We start from the raw sequence: 15,243 nt of genomic DNA on the forward strand, positions 1-15,243 counted from the left end.
GCTGCAGGCCAGAGAAAGCCCTACTGCTGAAAACGGTAAACATGACCTAAGTCTAGCAGCCTGGTGAGTTCATCAAGCGCTTCGCGCCCTTCCAACAGTAATTGCGGATCGGCCAGATCGGCCTGCGTCAATCGGTCGCGGTAGTGGCGTTTTACCCAGTCGCTTAACGTGGCAAACAGCCGGTCATTCATCATCACCGCCGGGTTGACCGCCGCCTGCTGCCGTCGATTAAGCACCACGCGCAGCCGCAGACATGCCGGCCCGCCGCCGTTGCACATGCTTTCGCGCAAGTCGAAGACCTTAAGCTCATCAACCACGCCGTGACTGGCGGCCAGCTCCGTTAGCCAGCCCCATACACCCGCATGGCGGCGTGCTTCTTCCGGCAGCACCAGTCGCATTTTCCCGTTTTCTTTGCTGAGCAGCTGGCTGTTAAACAGATAGGTTGCGACCGCGTCCTCCACGCTGACGCGCCGCTCGGGAACTTCAATGGCGTTAAAGCCGGGCACTTTTTCCACCAGCTGAGCCATTAGCCGGGGCTGGTTCAGGAACGCCCGCTGATGACAGAACAAGGTTTGCTGATTGCTGACGGCAATCACATCATTATGGAAGACTCCGCGATCGATAACGGCCGGGTTTTGCTGGGCATACAGCGTGCGCGTGGGATCCAGCTGGTGCAGCCTGGCGACCGCCTCGCTGGCTTCGCGCGTCTGCCGGGCCGGGTAACGAACCGGACTGACGCCGCCAGCTAGCCCACGACCATAGACAAACAGCTGCACGCCAGGCTCGCCATATCCGTTGCTGAAACGATTATGGTTCGCCGCGCCTTCATCGCCAAACTGAGCCACCTGCGGCAGCGCATCATGCACGCTGAAATGGTTGTTATCACGGAAGATGGCACGCAGCAGCGCGGACGTGGTCGGTGCTTCCATTGCCCGGTGAAGGGTATTGTTCAGGTTGGCGACGGTAAAATGTACCCGCCCATCCGCACTGTCCACCGAAGGTGAAACCGTGGCCGCGTTGGCCACCCACATCGCCGAGGCCGAACTGGCGGCGCTGAGCAATTGCGGAGCCTGTTTCGCGGCCTGCGCCAGTACCCGCGCATCATCACCGCTAAAACCCAGCTGGCGTAGCGCGGCCAGATTCGGGCGCTCGTGCGGCGGAATAACGCCCTGGGTATAACCCAGGTCGGCCAGGGTTTTCATCTTCATCAGCCCCTGCAGGGCTGCCAGCTTCGGGTTAGAAACCCGGTGCTGGTGGCGCGCCGAAGCTTCATTGCCAAACGACAACCCGGCGTAATGGTGGGTCAGCCCCGGTAAACCATCGAAATTCACCTCGCGCGCGCTCATTCTGCCTCCTGCCGTACGCTAAAATGCAGCCCCGGCGACAGGCTGTCCGGCAGGGTTAAATCTGTCGACGCCAGCGACGCCATCGGCCATGCGCAGTAGTCAGCAGCGTACCAGGCGCTGGGCCGGTGGTTGCCGGAAGCGCCAATCCCCCCAAAGGGTGCGGTACTGGCCGCGCCGGTAAGCGGTTTGTTCCAGTTGACTATCCCGGCGCGGGCTTCGATCAGCAGCCGTTCGAATTTCTCCCGCTGAGGAGAGATCAGGCCGCACGCCAGCCCGTAGCGGGTATGGTTGGCAAGGCGAATAGCGCTGTCAAAATCGTCATAGCGAACCACCTGCAATAACGGGCCAAATACTTCTTCATCCGGCAAAGGGCCGGCGTCGGTCACGTCAATAATCCCCGGCGTCAGTATGGCACTACCGCGCTCTGGCCAGCGCATCGACAGCAGGACTTTCCCACCGCCATCCACGCGTGCCTGCCACTCGCTATAGATTTTTTTGGCGGCCTGAAGTGAAATCACGCTGCCCATAAACGGCTGCGGCTCTTCGTTCCAGCGCCCAACGCGAATATCCGCCGCCACCACCGCCAGCCGCTTGAGGAACGCATCACCAGCCGTACCGCGTTTCACCAACAGACGCCTTGCACAGGTACAGCGCTGCCCGGCGCTGATAAAAGCCGACTGAACAGCAATATGTACCGCTGCATCAATATCGTCGGGATCTTCAACGATCAGCGGATTATTTCCCCCCATCTCCAGCGCCAGCATTTTCTCGGGCTGCCCGGCCAGCTGGCGATGCAGCTGATACCCCGTGGCCGCACTGCCGGTAAACAGGATGCCGTCTACCTGTTTTTCCCGTGCCAGCGTCTGGCCGGTATCGCGACCGCCCTGCAGCAGATTAAGTACTCCAGGCGGTAATCCCGCTGCAAGCCACAGGCGCAGGGTGATTTCTGCGGTGAGCGGCGTCAGTTCACTCGGTTTGAATACCACGCAGTTACCCGCCAACAGGGCAGGAACAATATGACCATTGGGCAAATGACCCGGGAAATTATAGGGTCCGAACACCGCCATGACGCCGTGGGGTCGATGGCGCAACGCGCTTTCCCCCTCTGACCGTTCTGTACAGCGGTCATGCCATGAACGCAGCGAAATCGCCACCTTATTGATCATCGCCTGAACTTCGGTTTGCGTTTCCCAACGCGGTTTGCCGGTCTCGCGCGAGATGGCTTCGCTCAGTTCTACCCGTTTTTTTTCCAGCAGCACGGCAAAGCGTTCCGCTATCGCCTGGCGTTCAGCAAACGGACGCCTGGCCCAGGCCGGAAAAGCGCTGCGAGCCGCTTCACCAGCAGCAGCAACCAGCACGGCGTCTGCGGCTCTGCCCTGCCACAGCACCTCAGCCGTCACCGGGTCGGTTTTGATCATGTCTTCGCCGCTCCCGGGCAGCCACTGGCCATTAATACAGTGCGTCATGCTTTTTTCTCCTCACGGCAAAGTGCCACCACGCGCAGGCTGTCGCCCGGCTGGCAGCCTAGTATTTCCGCCTCGGCGGCCGTCACGCGGATGCGGTCAGCGGCGGGATCGGCCGGCAGCAGCAGCACGCGGAAGTGCTGATAACGTTCATTAGCCACCAGGCACAGCGGCAGCGCGTCGCAGCGCGTGTCGTCGATGTCCATCTTCAGCAACCGGCTTTTACGGATTGAACGCACCCTGTTGATTTCGCATTCCAGCGTCGGGCCGCCGTCGAAGATATCAACGTAATGCTGAAACTGGAAACCTTCCGCCTCCAGTAACGTACGCGCCGGAGCAGTGTGCGGGTGTACCTGACCAATAACTGCCCGCGCCTCAGGCGAAAGGTAGTCGATATACAGCGGATGCTTTGGCATCAGCTCGGCGATAAAAGCTTTTTGCCCGGTGCCGCACAGATAATCAGCATCGGCAAATGACATTGAGAAGAAGCGGCTTCCCACACTGTCCCAGAACGGTGAACGCCCCCGTTCGTCGATCACCCCGCGCATTTCGGCCACCACTTTGTGCATAAATTGTTGCGGGAAACCGGCCATAAACAGAAAGCGCGATTTGGACAGCAGATAGCCGTTTTTACCGTTGCGGTAGTCCGGATCGAGAAACAGCGTACACAGCTCGCTGCTGCCGGTGTGATCGTTACTTAACGACAGCGTGGGCAGCATGTTGTATACATTCAGCTCTTTAGAGGCGTGGATCTGGGAACCCACGCGAAAGTTGTACCAGGGATCCTCTAAGCCCACCGCCACCTCGATGGCACAGATGCCCGAAGCCTTATTCGTTTCACTGTCGACCAGCACGAACACATATCCCTGTTGTGCACGCGGCAGCTTACCCTGCCAGGTGAGCAGCGAACGTTCGATACGCGCTGCCAGCGCGTCGCTGTCAGCCGGCAGTGAGGTTAGCCCCCCGCCGGTTTTTCCCGCAAGAAACAGCAGCTGCGGCAAATCGTCACGTTCAACGGGACGGATATAGATCATGCGCCGGCTCCTTCTGCTACGGCGCGACAGGCGCGTTCGAAACGTACCAGCCCCTCCTGCACTTCACGCTGCGAGATAATAAGCGACGGGGCAAAACGCACTACGTCAGGACCGGCAATCAGGATCATCAGCCCTTCGCGGGCAGCGGCCTGATTGATCAATTTCGCCTTGCCGCTATAGTTCTGACTCAGTTCGCAGCCAATCAGCAGCCCCAGCCCACGAATTTCACTGAACATCTGCAGACGCTGGTTTATCGCCTGCAGCGCCGCTACAAACCAGCGATGGCGCTCGGAGACGCCACGCAATACCTCTGGGCAGTTGACCAGCTCCATCACTTTACTGCCCACCGCACCAGCCAGGGGATTCCCGCCATAGGTAGTACCGTGACTACCGACATTCAGATGGGCTGCCAGCGCTTCGGTGGTCAGCATGGCGGCCATCGGGAAGCCGCCGCCGAGCGCTTTTGCCGTGGTAAGTACATCTGGCGTCACGCCGTAGTGCATATAGGCGTACAGCGACCCGGTACGGCCCATGCCGCTTTGAACTTCATCAAATATCAGCAACGCCCCCTGCTGGTCGCAAAGTTCGCGCAGCCCCTGTAGAAAAGCAGTCTCAGCGGGGATCACGCCGCCTTCACCCTGCACAGGCTCGACGATCACCGCACAGGTTTGAGGGTTGATCAGCGCCGCCGCCGCCGCGAGATCATTATAGGGTGCATGAGTAATGCCGCCCGGCAGCGGAGCAAAGTCTTTTGAATAGGCGGGCTGCCCACCGGCAGACACGGTGAAAAGGGTTCGGCCGTGAAACGCATTGTTAAACGCCACAATGCCATTTTTATGTTCTTGACCCTTATCGATAGCCGCTTTGCGCGCCAGTTTTAAGGCCGCCTCATTGGCTTCGGCACCGGAATTACAGAAGAACACGCGGTCGGCAAAAGTGGCATCAATCAGTTGTTTAGCCAGACGCAGAATGGGTTCATTGGTATAGCCATTGCCGGTATGCCATAGTTTCCCCGCCTGCTGCTGTAGCGCTTTTTGGAGTTGCGGATGGGCATGTCCGAGGGCATTAACGGCAATGCCACCGGCAAAATCGATATAGGATTTTCCCTGCTGATCCCACAATGTTGATCCCCCGGCTCTTACCGGGACAAAATTCGCCGGGGCATAGGTGGGCACAATCCATTGATCAAAGTCCTGACGGGTGACGGATAGTTGCATATGGGCCTCAGCTGTCGCATGGCTCCGCCAACGGCAGAGTAAACAGAAAGTTCAATAAATGTTAAAATAATGATTCATCACAACTCAACTGTAGATTGCACACGGCATGCCATCCAGAGAGAGAAATGCATAAATTGATCGCCGGTTCCCAATTTCAACAACTTAGCCCACCTCGTTATGCACATTTGATGCATATAAAGTGAATAACAATTTGCATCGCATGGCTTAACCGCCTTTTTACAAGCACGGTTATGCATTGCTGAAATAAATGCAAAATCTGTGATCGCCGCTGGAAATGCGTGCCGAATAATAGTTATCCTATGCATCAAAATGCGTCATTTGCACCAGGATGGCCCACCACGATGACGCATCCAGCCAGTCAATTTCCTTTCAACGCTGATATTTCCTGTGATTATTATTTATCATGCAGGTTATTATTTATGACATTAAATTCTGCCAATTACATATTGACATCAGGTATTAACGGAAATTTATTTTATTTCGGCATAAAAGGCAGCATCAGGTCTTTTTGCGCAAAAAACAGGCTAAAGAAAAGTTATCTATAAGCTCAGGTTATCTTCATATAAGGTGAAAATGTTACGTGCCGGTATCATCAGATTGATTTTAAACAATTTAATATAATAATTTGCCTTCAGAGTCTTAGCGAAATTCCGCTTTTCGCCGGTTTTTCCCTTAGCTGTAGGGTCAATAAACAGCACATACAGTCAGCGAAATCCACCTTGAAATAAAATGTTACAAGTAATGTGTTTTTATGACACAGTTATTTATGTCATTTTCAATAGCGCACATTTAGTCAAAATCTAATAATATTCAGACAGGATTAATTAATGATGAAGCGCTGTTCCATCGCATTAGGGTTAATGGCTTTACTGGCGTCTACCCACGTAGTAGCCGCAGAAATTTACAACAAAGACGGAAACAAGCTCGATTTAAATGGCAAGGTCAATGCAGGGCGCGTTTTCTCTGACGATGACAGTAACAATGTGGACGCCTCATACGCTCGCCTGGGTTTCAAAGGTGAAACGGTGCTCGGCGAAGACTTTACCGGTTACGGTCAATGGCAGTATCAGTTTCAGCTGAACAAATCTGAAGGTAGCGATGCGGTGAGTGGTGACAAAACCCGTATTGGTTTCGCCGGTCTCAAATACGGTAAATGGGGCTCAATCGACTATGGCCGCAACTACGGTGTGGTCTACGATGTGCTGGCCTGGACCGATATGCTGCCCAAGTTCGGCGGTGATGCAGGTAACACTGACGCGTTCCTCTCGGCTCGCTCAGGAGGGGTTGCTACCTGGCGCAACAGTGATTTCTTCGGGCTGGTTCACGGGCTGGACGTCGCTTTACAGTATCAAGGCAAAAACGATCGCACTTCCAGTGAAGATATTGCCGTGCGGCGTTCGAACGGCGATGGCTATGCCACCTCCGTTAGCTGGACGGCCGATTCAGGCTTCGGCGTAGCCGGTACTTATGCCAACCTCGGCCGTACCACGGCGCAAAATAACGCCAGCTACGGTAAAGGCGAACGCGCAGAACATTGGGCGACAGCGGTAAAATATGATGCTAACCAGCTCTATCTGGCTGCCATGTACGGCACTACGCATAACGCCACGCCGATCGGCGGAGGCTTTGCTAATAAAGCGGTGAATTTTGAAGCCGTAGCGCAGTATCAGTTCCTCAACGGCTTACGCCCTTCTCTTGCCTATGTAACCTCGCGCGGCAAAGATATCGAGAACATCGGTGAGGCCGATCTGTACAAATATATCTCTGCAGGCACTTACTACTACTTGAATAAAAACTTCATGGTATTCGCAGAATACAAATTCAACCTGCTTAAAGACGACAACCCGCTCGGCCTGGCCACGGATGATGTCACCGGCGTCGGTATAAACTATCAGTTCTGATTACAGAGCAACCGTCAACGGGCTGGCCGGTAACCTGGCCAGCCTCTGCCGTCGTTCACAGCAAACCATCAATCATTACTTTCCACCGGCGTACAGCCCTGACAGGTGAGTCAATTGCAGCAACCGGCCGCGTAAGACGTACTGGCAAAATACAGCCATGCCGAATCTCCGTAGTCCCCTTTTCAGGGGGCAGAAAAACTGAAATTTCCCCTGTCCGCTGCCTGAAGCGTCATCGGTGGTGACAGTTTCAGAGTGATCCAGTTAGAGGTAACTCGCTGATGTTTGCTGTCTTCGAGAGTCACCGACAAATGCCAGCTATTATTGGCTCCCTGCTGACTGTTCCAGGCAGGCATGATGATACTCCAGCCTTGTGGGTCAACGTTATTGGGCGGCGGTGTCAGGCTTAGCGCCTGGGTATCACCCTGCCAGCTGACAGCCTTGATCGCATTGCTGTGGGCAATCTGTAATTTCAACGGCAAGGTTTCCCCTGGCTGGAGCTGCCACGGCGGCGTAGCCAGGAACACGGACAGCGTTTTAAGCTGGCGGAACGCCATAACCGGTGAATTATTGCGGTTAACGCCATCGTAGCGGCTCCCGCTCAGCGACTGCGCAGCCGCCACATTGTCTGCCGACAGCTGCTGGCTAAGCGCCACGCCAAGGCGATAATTCATTTTCAGCGCGAACTTGTCCTGCGACTCACCGCCGTCACCCTCTTTATGGCTGGCCGACAGAGTAAACAGTGGCACCGGCGTATAGTTTATGCCGAGCGATACTGCCGCCGGATTGGCTACCGCATTGCCGCTGTTAAACAGATCGACCCCTTCGCCCAGATACTGTTCATAGCTCAGCGTGACCCCCAACTGACGATAAAATGGCAGATAGCCACGGGTGGTAATATCATAGCCACGCGCCATGCGCATCAGTGCGCTATTACTGTGGTTGCGACAGCCCGAAAGCGGTTGATAGTAGTTAGCAGAGAAGCGCAAATACTTGCCCCAGGCTTCAGCGCCCAGCGAACCACGCTGTCTGTCTGGACCCAGCAGGCTGTCAACAAAAGCGTTATAGCCCACTCGCCAGCTACCGGCGATCCAACGCTGCCCCAGCCCCGCATTGCCCACCGAGCCATATTCGCTCTGTTCAATACCTAACTGGCTGAAGGTCAGATACGAGTAGTTATCCTGCCACGGAGTCACCAACTGCGCCGAGGAGCCATTAAAGCTGCCGTCATCAGATAGCGCCAGAGAAACGCTGGCGCGGCCGTAGGGAGACAACAACTGCTCTCCTTCACTGGCTGCGCGCTGTTTTGCCGCATCACGAAAGCGATTAAATACCCAAATTCCCGCTTCCTCACGCAGCGATCTGTCGCTATCACTGTTCATGCTGGCTTCGCCAATACTTTTAGCGGCTTCGGCAATTTTTTTTGCCAGCTGGTCGTTATCGTGCACCGTGCCAAGTTCAGGCAATTGCTGCTGCATCTTCGCGAAACGGGCGGGATCGGCGAAAGGCGCGTCGTCTACACGCGCCTGTTCGGTGAAAGCCAGGGCATCATTGAGCGTAAATCCGCCGACGACCAGCACGGCCGGCAGCAAACAGGAGAGGGTCAGATAGCGGTAGAATTGGCTCATAACGTCGCTGGCAACACTTTTTTTCGGCGTAAGAGAGAGTTTCATCACAAAACCAGAATGATAACTGTAACACAAACTGCCGGACTGTGGGTTCAGGGGAAGAAAATCAGAATTCATGAACTGTCATAACGCCTGAATCGCTTTTAACCGCCGGTAACAGCGCTTTCAGTTGTTGCGGGCCAGATAACATGTTCGCCACGTCCCCGCAATGGTTCCCATTGCTAAAAGCCTGATGTAGACTAACTTGCGGATTTATCCTTAAGTAAACTTAACAATTTCAGGTGGGTTTGCGCATCACACTTTTTCGCAAGATTATGCGCTGCGAAAGCGGAATGCCGGCCACACATTGCAGATAGCCAGGGACGGCAGTAAGCGCTTTGAGTCACTTTCAATAATGAATGACTTTTTGCCAACAGGCACACCGTTGAGAAAATAAGACCCTGATGACGTTGCAATCTCCCGCAAATCCGGTCACGCCGGTCAGCCAGGATAATCTCTTGCTCGCTGCCGCTTTACCGTTGTTGAATGCGATTGTGCAGATCCGCCTGGCGGCTACTCACGACGACCCGTCGGGGTTACGTCACCAATTGATCGATGAAATACGTCAGTTTGAGGCCCGTTGTAAACGGTCTGAACTGCCGTTCGAAATGATTATCGGCGCCCGTTATTGCCTGTGCGCAGTGCTGGATGAAGCCGCCGCACAAACCCCGTGGGGTAGCCGGGGAGTCTGGTCTGGCAATGGTCTGCTTATTACTTTTCACAATGAAAGCTGGGGCGGGGACAAAGTTTTCCAGCTGCTGACGCGGATTACCCAAAAACCCGCGCAGCACCTGTTTTTACTTGAAGTCATTCATTACTGCCTGCTGCTGGGCTACGAAGGTCGCTACCGCAATATGGACAATGGGCGTCTGCAACGTGATGTGGTGCGTAGCCGCCTGGCAAAACTCATCCAGAGCGTGCGTGCTGCGCCTGCCAGCGATCTGCCGCAGCCTTGCGAAAATGCTCTCCATTGCGCGCCGTGGCGCCCCCCGGTACCACTCCTGGCCTGCATCTGTGTGACGGTGTTGATCGGCTGTACGATCTTTTCCGCCATGAACTGGCGGCTGGGGCGCGCCGCAGAACCGCTGCTGCGGCAAATCTGGCAAACACCGCTGCCGCAGCTGCCAGGCAGTAAGTACGGAGCCGTTTCGCAGATATCGTTCGACCTGCGCCAGCGCCTGAGCGATCTTATCGCCTCGCACCAGCTGAATATCACCGACGGTGACGACGGCAATAAGGTCATCCTGCCAATCGACAGCCTGTTTTCCCCCCCGGGCGCAGAGCTTACCCCAGAGGGGCGTGCACTGATTGCCCGTGTCGCCAGCGCGATGGAATCCCTCAAAGGTACTCTCCTGATTGCCGTTTATACCGACAACCGGCTGCTACCTTCCACTCAGTTTATGTCCAACGATGAATATTCTGCCGCCCAGGCGCAGGCGATCGGCACCATGATGCTGCAGCTAATCGCCCAGCCTTGTATCAATGTGCGTGCCGAAGGGCGCGGCGATAGCCAGGGGCTGCTGCCAAATAACAGCGCGAGCAATCGCACGCAAAATCGACGCGTCGAAATAACTCTGTTTGCTGCACCTGAAAAAGACGATTGCAGCCACGCTGCGGGGAACAACTGATGCTGAACGCCTTTTTTTCAGTGCTAAGACGCCGCCTCTTATGGGGCCTGATCGGCACAACTGCCCTGTCAGCGCTAATCTGGCTGCTCGGGCCACTGTTTTTACTCCCTCATTTCCAGGCGCTCAACGTTGTGCTTGTCCGCGAGCTACCGATCGGCCTGGTCTGGTTATCATGGCTTATGTTCCAGCTTGTCCCGCAGCTTTATCGCGCCTGGTCTAACAGCAGACTCCTCACCCGGATGCAGCTTGATAAAGCCGTCAGCGCCCAGCTACAGGCCAGCGGTGAAATGCAGGATAACCGCTTTAACGAAGCGACACTTTTTCTGAAAAGAACGCATTTTGCCAGGCGTAAAGGCATGCTGGCGCGTTTCGGAACACAATATCTTTACCAGCTCCCCTGGTATCTTATTGTCGGTGCTCCGGGAGCAGGGAAAACCACTGCGCTGATTAACTCCGGGCTGGAGTTCCCGCTCGGCGACGTGTTTGGCAAAACCGCACTGCGCGGCGTAGGCGGCACCCGTCACTGCGACTGGTGGTTCACCAGGCAAGGTGTCCTGCTGGATACCGCCGGACGTTATACCCTGCAAGAAAGCCAGCGTATGCGCGACGCCTGCGAGTGGCAGACATTTATCACTTTGTTAAAGCGATATCGTCCGCGCCAGCCGATCAACGGCGTCATTATGACCATCAGCGTGGCGGATCTGCTGAGCAACTCCGCTGAAGCGCGCTATGCACAGGCCAGCGCGCTGCGCAGCCGCATGGTTGAATTACACCAGCAGACAGGCATCCACTTCCCGGTCTATGTGATGGTGACCAAAACAGATTTACTTAAAGGCTTTATGCATTATTTCGCCACGCTGGATAAAAATCAGCGTCAGCAGCTGTGGGGATTTGTCTTCCCCTGGCCTGCCAACAGCCAGTCAGCCGATTGTCCGCATACCGTGTTCAACCGGCAGTTTAGCCGGCTTTCATCCGGGCTGATGGCCGACCTGAGCGAAAAAATGGCTCAGGAAGCAGACCTGACTATGCGCGCCGAGTGTTTTCAGTTTCCCCAGGAATTCAACGCCTTGCGCCCTCTGCTGGCCGAGTTCCTCGATATCGTTTTCTCAACGCAACACGGGAGATATCCTGGGCCGCGCGCGGCTTGTTCTTTACCAGCGCCACCCAGGAGGGTTTACCCTTTGACCGGGTAATGGGCGAGTTATCGCGCAGGTTACAGCTCCCGCAGGCTCCGCGACGACCTATCGCCAGCTGGGATAGCGTCAACCGCGCTGCCCCGATCCCGGCGAACAAGGGCCAGAGTTTCTTTATCCACGGCTTGCTCAATGGGGTCATTTTCCCTGAAAGCCGGCTGGCGGGAAGCGATCGTTCATGGGAGCACCGTAACCGCGTTCTGCACCGGGTGGGCTACGCACTGCTAAGCCTTGCGTTGTTAATGGCATCTGCCCTGTGGTTCATCAGCTATGATAACAACCAGCATTACATGGACGAGGTTGCCGCACGTTTACCCGCCATTACCCAACAGGCCAGCAGGCTGGGGGATGAAAAGAACGGTGACCTGTTTTCCCTGCTGCCTTTCTTAAATAACCTGGCCAAACTCCCGCAAAGTAATGCCTTTGCCTTCGATGATCCCCCCATCAGTTTGCGCGCCGGACTGTATAGCGGCGATCGGATCAGCCGTGCCAGCTGGGGTCTGTATCGGGCTGCACTGCAATCGTTACTGATGCCGCGCGTGGCACAAACTATCTCCGGGATCCTGCGCAATGACAAAGGAGGAGACGCCCTGTTCAGCAGCAATGCGCTGCGCGCTTACCAGATGCTTTATCAACCACGTAGCTACGACGGCGAATTTTTGCGCGGATGGCTGATGCAGAATCTGCAAAGAAATCTGCCTTCTGACGTCAGCCCCCGCCAGTTGCAACAGCTGAACTGGCATCTGGTTCAGTTACTCGACCGACAAATCCTCGGTTCACCTTACAGATCAGATAATGCACTGATGATGAAAATCTTAGCCTCAAATCTCGACACCGCCGGCGGGTTGCCCCCTTTCGACGCATCCGCTGCTGTCGTCACGCATTTAACGGTGCAGACTGGCGCGGTGCACCACTAGAAGGTGATGATGATGGCAGCAGCATATGAGCTGGAATGGTATGGCAAACTTCCAACAGCGGGCGATTTCGTGCAGCAGGGGGGACAGGAAGACGCAATTCACAGTTGGTCAAGTTGGTTTCAGGCCGGGCTGGTTTACTGGCACCTTGAGCACGCCAGCCGTGACGAACCGTTCGGCCTGGCACCGATATGGAATTTCGCCCTGCCAGCCACCCTCGGCGTGCAGCGCGTGCAGATTGGCTGCGTGATGCCCTCACGCGACCGCGTGGGGCGCATCTGGCCGCTGTTGGCCGTAAAAAGTGTTCCGCTGGCAAAGTGGCATCCCTCCCGGCTTGCCATGGCCGATGACTGGTTTACAGAACTTGGCTGCGCCATGTTTCAGGCGGTAAGAGAACTGCATAGCGCAGACTGGCTGGATCAGGCGCTGCGCGGCGTGGCGCCACTGCCCCTGCCGAATACCGGGCGCTCTGAAATTCTCGACGTGCTCGGCTATCATGACCTGCCCTGCACGCTAAAATGGACTGAAGTAGCCCGCCGCTTTGATCCGTTGCAGTACACCAGCTACTGGTGGACGAACCAGGGAGACGGCTACCCGCTGAAGACGCACAAGCACAGTGGGATTTTGACTGCCCGACTGTTTGCGCAATTATTTCATCCAGCGGCAGGTTCGCAGCCGGGTCGCCACGGGCTTTATCCACCGATGTTCGATTAGCCTGTTCACCCTACGAACCTCAATGCAGGAAAAATGCATGCGACTGACCCTTCTTCAGCACCCGACAGATGTTTCTCTTACCGCCTGTGATTTTGCCCCACCCGGCGGCACTATCGGCCGCAGCCCCGAAAATCACCTGGTGCTGCCCGATGCGGATCGTAATATCTCGCGTTTGCAGGCGCTGATCCATGTCGCGGCAAACGGCGGCTGCCGTCTGACCAATCAGGGCAGCGTCACGGTCATTTTCCATAATGGCAGACCGCTGGCTCGCGGCGATCAGGTGAAGCTGGAGCACGGTGACACGCTTGATATTGGACGTTATAAGATGAGCGTCAGCGGTGCACCACAGGCCATTCGTGGCGCAGCCTTGGGGCTGGATCCGCTGAGCCTGTTCGCTGCAAAAGACGATAGCGAGCACGATGCGTTCGACATCCTGCAGCCCGTTGACCACCCGGCTCCCCATCTGCCAGAGACGCCTGGTCCGCAAGGATCTGAAGAGCGTGCTGCCCGACAGATGTCGGCAAGACTGGGCATCGACCCGGTCATACACAACGCTTCAAATGAGCACAGCGCTCCCCGCACGGAAGGCCCGCGTGAACAGCGACTGCTGGCCGCACTGTTGGAAGGCATGGGGCTGGACAGCCAGCGGGATGAAATCCCCCTGAATGAAGAGCAAATGTATACCACCGGCAGAATGCTGAGCCTGTTCTCCCAGGGAACTGTAGCGCTGCTGTCATCACGTTCGATTCTCAAACGCGGGGTCAAAGCGGATATGACCATGGTATTGAATGAGGCAAACAACCCTTTCAAAATCCTGCCATCCGGCAAAACGGTGCTGATGCAAATCTATCAAAGCCAGATGCCAGGATTCATGGCACCGGAACGGGCGGTTCGCGATGCGCTGGTCGATTTACAGGCTCATCAGCTGGGAATGATTGCCGGGATAAGAGCGATCATCGCCGCCATGCTGCAATCGTTTAATCCGCAACGGCTACAGGACACCGCCCAGCGAGATAATCAGCTGCCACGTATCGCACTGAGCTGCCGGCGCAAAGCCGCACTTTGGGACTATTTTATGCGCCATTATCAAAATACCAGCGGTGACATTGAGGATGACTTCCATACGCTGTTTGGCGAGGCATTTCTGCAGGCCTACGATATGGAAGTGAATCAATATAAAGACTCACAGTCACGGCCGGAAGAGGGGTAGATAGCAGCCGTAGCAAAGTCCGGGACGCCCGGCAGTGCCGGCGGGGGTATTTGTCGGGGAAAAGGCCTTGACTACGGGTTAAGTGAAACTGATGCGCGTCAGCGATGGCGCTTTTACGCTCACCCCTGACGCAGCAGGCTGATCAGCGTTATCCAGCCAGTCCGTGGCGGCACTGTTGCAGTTGCCGCACTCGCTGGACCAGATCGGTCAGACAGTCATCATACATTCCGCGCTGCGTTAATACCTGCTCAAGTGAAAACAGGTACTGTGCATTGGTTCCCAGCGGGCCTTGCGCCTGGGCAATCAGCGGCGCGATGGTTTGCGCACAGGAGTCGGCTTCATACAGCGCATGGCGCGGATCCATAACGAACACCAGCGCGCACACCGCGCGGCCATCATCCAGTCTGAGGGGATGCCAGATTGGCAGATAACATCCGGTAAGCATCTCACGCTTCCACAGCAGTTCCAGCTCTTCATGCAGCTTATCTTCCGGTAACCGGAATGCCAGCCCGCTGGTTTGCCCCCCCTCTTTCAGCGCCAGCATGCGTCCGGGCTGCGTGGCGGTACCCCGGCCGGCCGTCAGCCGCAGACAAAAAGCCCGGTGCCAGCCATGCAGCGCGCCCGACGCCACCTCATCCGCGACAAACACCGGGTTCCACATCAGGGAGCCATAGCCAAATATCCACACCGGGCTGCTATCGGGGCGAGAGGCCAGCGTTGCCGCCAGTGAAGCAGCACGCTGTTCAACGCTCCACAGCAGTGAATCTTCAATATCGCCAAAAGCGGTTTTGCAGTCTGCTTTTAATAGAAAATCTCTCGTTAACATTGCCACCTCTTACACCGCTACTCTCTTTTTTATGTCACATTCCCTGTAATAGCCGATTTTTAAGCAAAAAATGCTCGTTATTAAAGACCTTATGCATTTCTTATCTGGCAAT

10 protein-coding genes and 1 pseudogene are annotated in these 15,243 nt (G+C 55.8%); 5 read left to right on the top strand and 6 right to left on the bottom strand.

Features of this window, described 5'->3' with window-relative positions; translation table 11 throughout:
• Positions 1-20: 20 nt before the first annotated feature.
• From astB to EPYR_RS09790, 4 genes are read right to left on the bottom strand one after another with little or no spacing between them, the layout of a single operon-like run.
• On the bottom strand, positions 21-1,346 hold the full coding sequence (astB, locus tag EPYR_RS09775) for an N-succinylarginine dihydrolase (RefSeq protein ID WP_012668243.1): 1,326 nt from the start codon (positions 1,344-1,346) through the stop codon (positions 21-23).
• Entirely contained in the window at positions 1,343-2,812 is a 1,470-nt protein-coding gene (gene astD, locus EPYR_RS09780) for a succinylglutamate-semialdehyde dehydrogenase (RefSeq protein WP_012668244.1), read from the bottom strand. The genes astB and astD overlap by 4 nt, the downstream gene beginning before the upstream one ends.
• On the bottom strand, positions 2,809-3,843 hold the full coding sequence (gene astA / locus EPYR_RS09785) for an arginine N-succinyltransferase (protein WP_012668245.1): 1,035 nt from the start codon (positions 3,841-3,843) through the stop codon (positions 2,809-2,811). Before astA ends, astD begins: the two co-directional genes overlap by 4 nt.
• Positions 3,840-5,060 (bottom strand): bifunctional succinylornithine transaminase/acetylornithine transaminase, encoded by a 1,221-nt coding sequence (locus EPYR_RS09790; protein ID WP_012668246.1) that lies wholly within the window; start codon positions 5,058-5,060, stop codon positions 3,840-3,842. Before EPYR_RS09790 ends, astA begins: the two co-directional genes overlap by 4 nt.
• A gap of 848 nt (positions 5,061-5,908) precedes the next feature.
• Between EPYR_RS09790 and EPYR_RS09795 the strand changes: the two genes are divergently transcribed.
• A complete protein-coding gene (locus EPYR_RS09795) occupies positions 5,909-6,982 on the top strand; it encodes a porin OmpC (RefSeq protein ID WP_014538987.1) in 1,074 nt (357 codons plus the stop codon).
• Positions 6,983-7,164: 182 nt separating this feature from the next.
• Here EPYR_RS09795 and EPYR_RS09800 read toward each other — a convergent pair whose 3' ends face one another.
• Positions 7,165-8,652, bottom strand: a complete 1,488-nt coding sequence (locus EPYR_RS09800) for a YchO/YchP family invasin (RefSeq protein ID WP_041474113.1) — start codon at positions 8,650-8,652, stop codon at positions 7,165-7,167.
• 398 nt (positions 8,653-9,050) lie between these two features.
• On the opposite strand from EPYR_RS09800, the gene icmH reads away from it, so the two are divergent.
• The 4 genes and pseudogenes from icmH (at position 9,051) to tagH (ending at position 14,305) form a co-directional block, all read left to right on the top strand.
• Positions 9,051-10,274, top strand: a complete 1,224-nt coding sequence (gene icmH, locus EPYR_RS09805) for a type IVB secretion system protein IcmH/DotU (RefSeq protein ID WP_012668251.1) — start codon at positions 9,051-9,053, stop codon at positions 10,272-10,274.
• Positions 10,274-12,384 (top strand): annotated as a pseudogene (gene tssM, locus EPYR_RS09810) (type VI secretion system membrane subunit TssM). Before icmH ends, tssM begins: the two are co-directional and overlap by 1 nt.
• A gap of 12 nt (positions 12,385-12,396) precedes the next feature.
• Entirely contained in the window at positions 12,397-13,095 is a 699-nt protein-coding gene (tagF, locus tag EPYR_RS09815; protein ID WP_012668253.1) for a type VI secretion system-associated protein TagF, read from the top strand.
• Positions 13,096-13,132: 37 nt separating this feature from the next.
• Positions 13,133-14,305 carry a type VI secretion system-associated FHA domain protein TagH gene (gene tagH / locus EPYR_RS09820; protein ID WP_012668254.1) on the top strand — a complete coding sequence of 391 codons (1,173 nt, stop codon included), beginning with the start codon at positions 13,133-13,135 and terminating at the stop codon, positions 14,303-14,305.
• 148 nt (positions 14,306-14,453) lie between these two features.
• Here the strand turns inward: tagH and EPYR_RS09825 are convergent, their stop codons facing one another.
• Complete coding sequence (locus tag EPYR_RS09825; RefSeq protein ID WP_012668255.1) at positions 14,454-15,131, bottom strand: gamma-glutamylcyclotransferase; 678 nt, start codon at positions 15,129-15,131, stop codon at positions 14,454-14,456.
• Positions 15,132-15,243: the final 112 nt, after the last annotated feature.

Origin of the sequence: Erwinia pyrifoliae DSM 12163, assembly GCF_000026985.1 — a bacterium.
GTDB lineage: Bacteria > Pseudomonadota > Gammaproteobacteria > Enterobacterales > Enterobacteriaceae > Erwinia > Erwinia pyrifoliae.

Coding starts and splice junctions, on each gene's coding strand:
- astB (WP_012668243.1), bottom strand. CDS start 1,346: ATGAGCGCGCGCGAGGTGAATTTCGATGGTTTACCGGGGCTGACCCAC.
- astD (WP_012668244.1), bottom strand. CDS start 2,812: ATGACGCACTGTATTAATGGCCAGTGGCTGCCCGGGAGCGGCGAAGAC.
- astA (WP_012668245.1), bottom strand. CDS start 3,843: ATGATCTATATCCGTCCCGTTGAACGTGACGATTTGCCGCAGCTGCTG.
- EPYR_RS09790 (WP_012668246.1), bottom strand. CDS start 5,060: ATGCAACTATCCGTCACCCGTCAGGACTTTGATCAATGGATTGTGCCC.
- EPYR_RS09795 (WP_014538987.1), top strand. CDS start 5,909: ATGATGAAGCGCTGTTCCATCGCATTAGGGTTAATGGCTTTACTGGCG.
- EPYR_RS09800 (WP_041474113.1), bottom strand. CDS start 8,652: ATGAAACTCTCTCTTACGCCGAAAAAAAGTGTTGCCAGCGACGTTATG.
- icmH (WP_012668251.1), top strand. CDS start 9,051: ATGACGTTGCAATCTCCCGCAAATCCGGTCACGCCGGTCAGCCAGGAT.
- tagF (WP_012668253.1), top strand. CDS start 12,397: ATGGCAGCAGCATATGAGCTGGAATGGTATGGCAAACTTCCAACAGCG.
- tagH (WP_012668254.1), top strand. CDS start 13,133: ATGCGACTGACCCTTCTTCAGCACCCGACAGATGTTTCTCTTACCGCC.
- EPYR_RS09825 (WP_012668255.1), bottom strand. CDS start 15,131: ATGTTAACGAGAGATTTTCTATTAAAAGCAGACTGCAAAACCGCTTTT.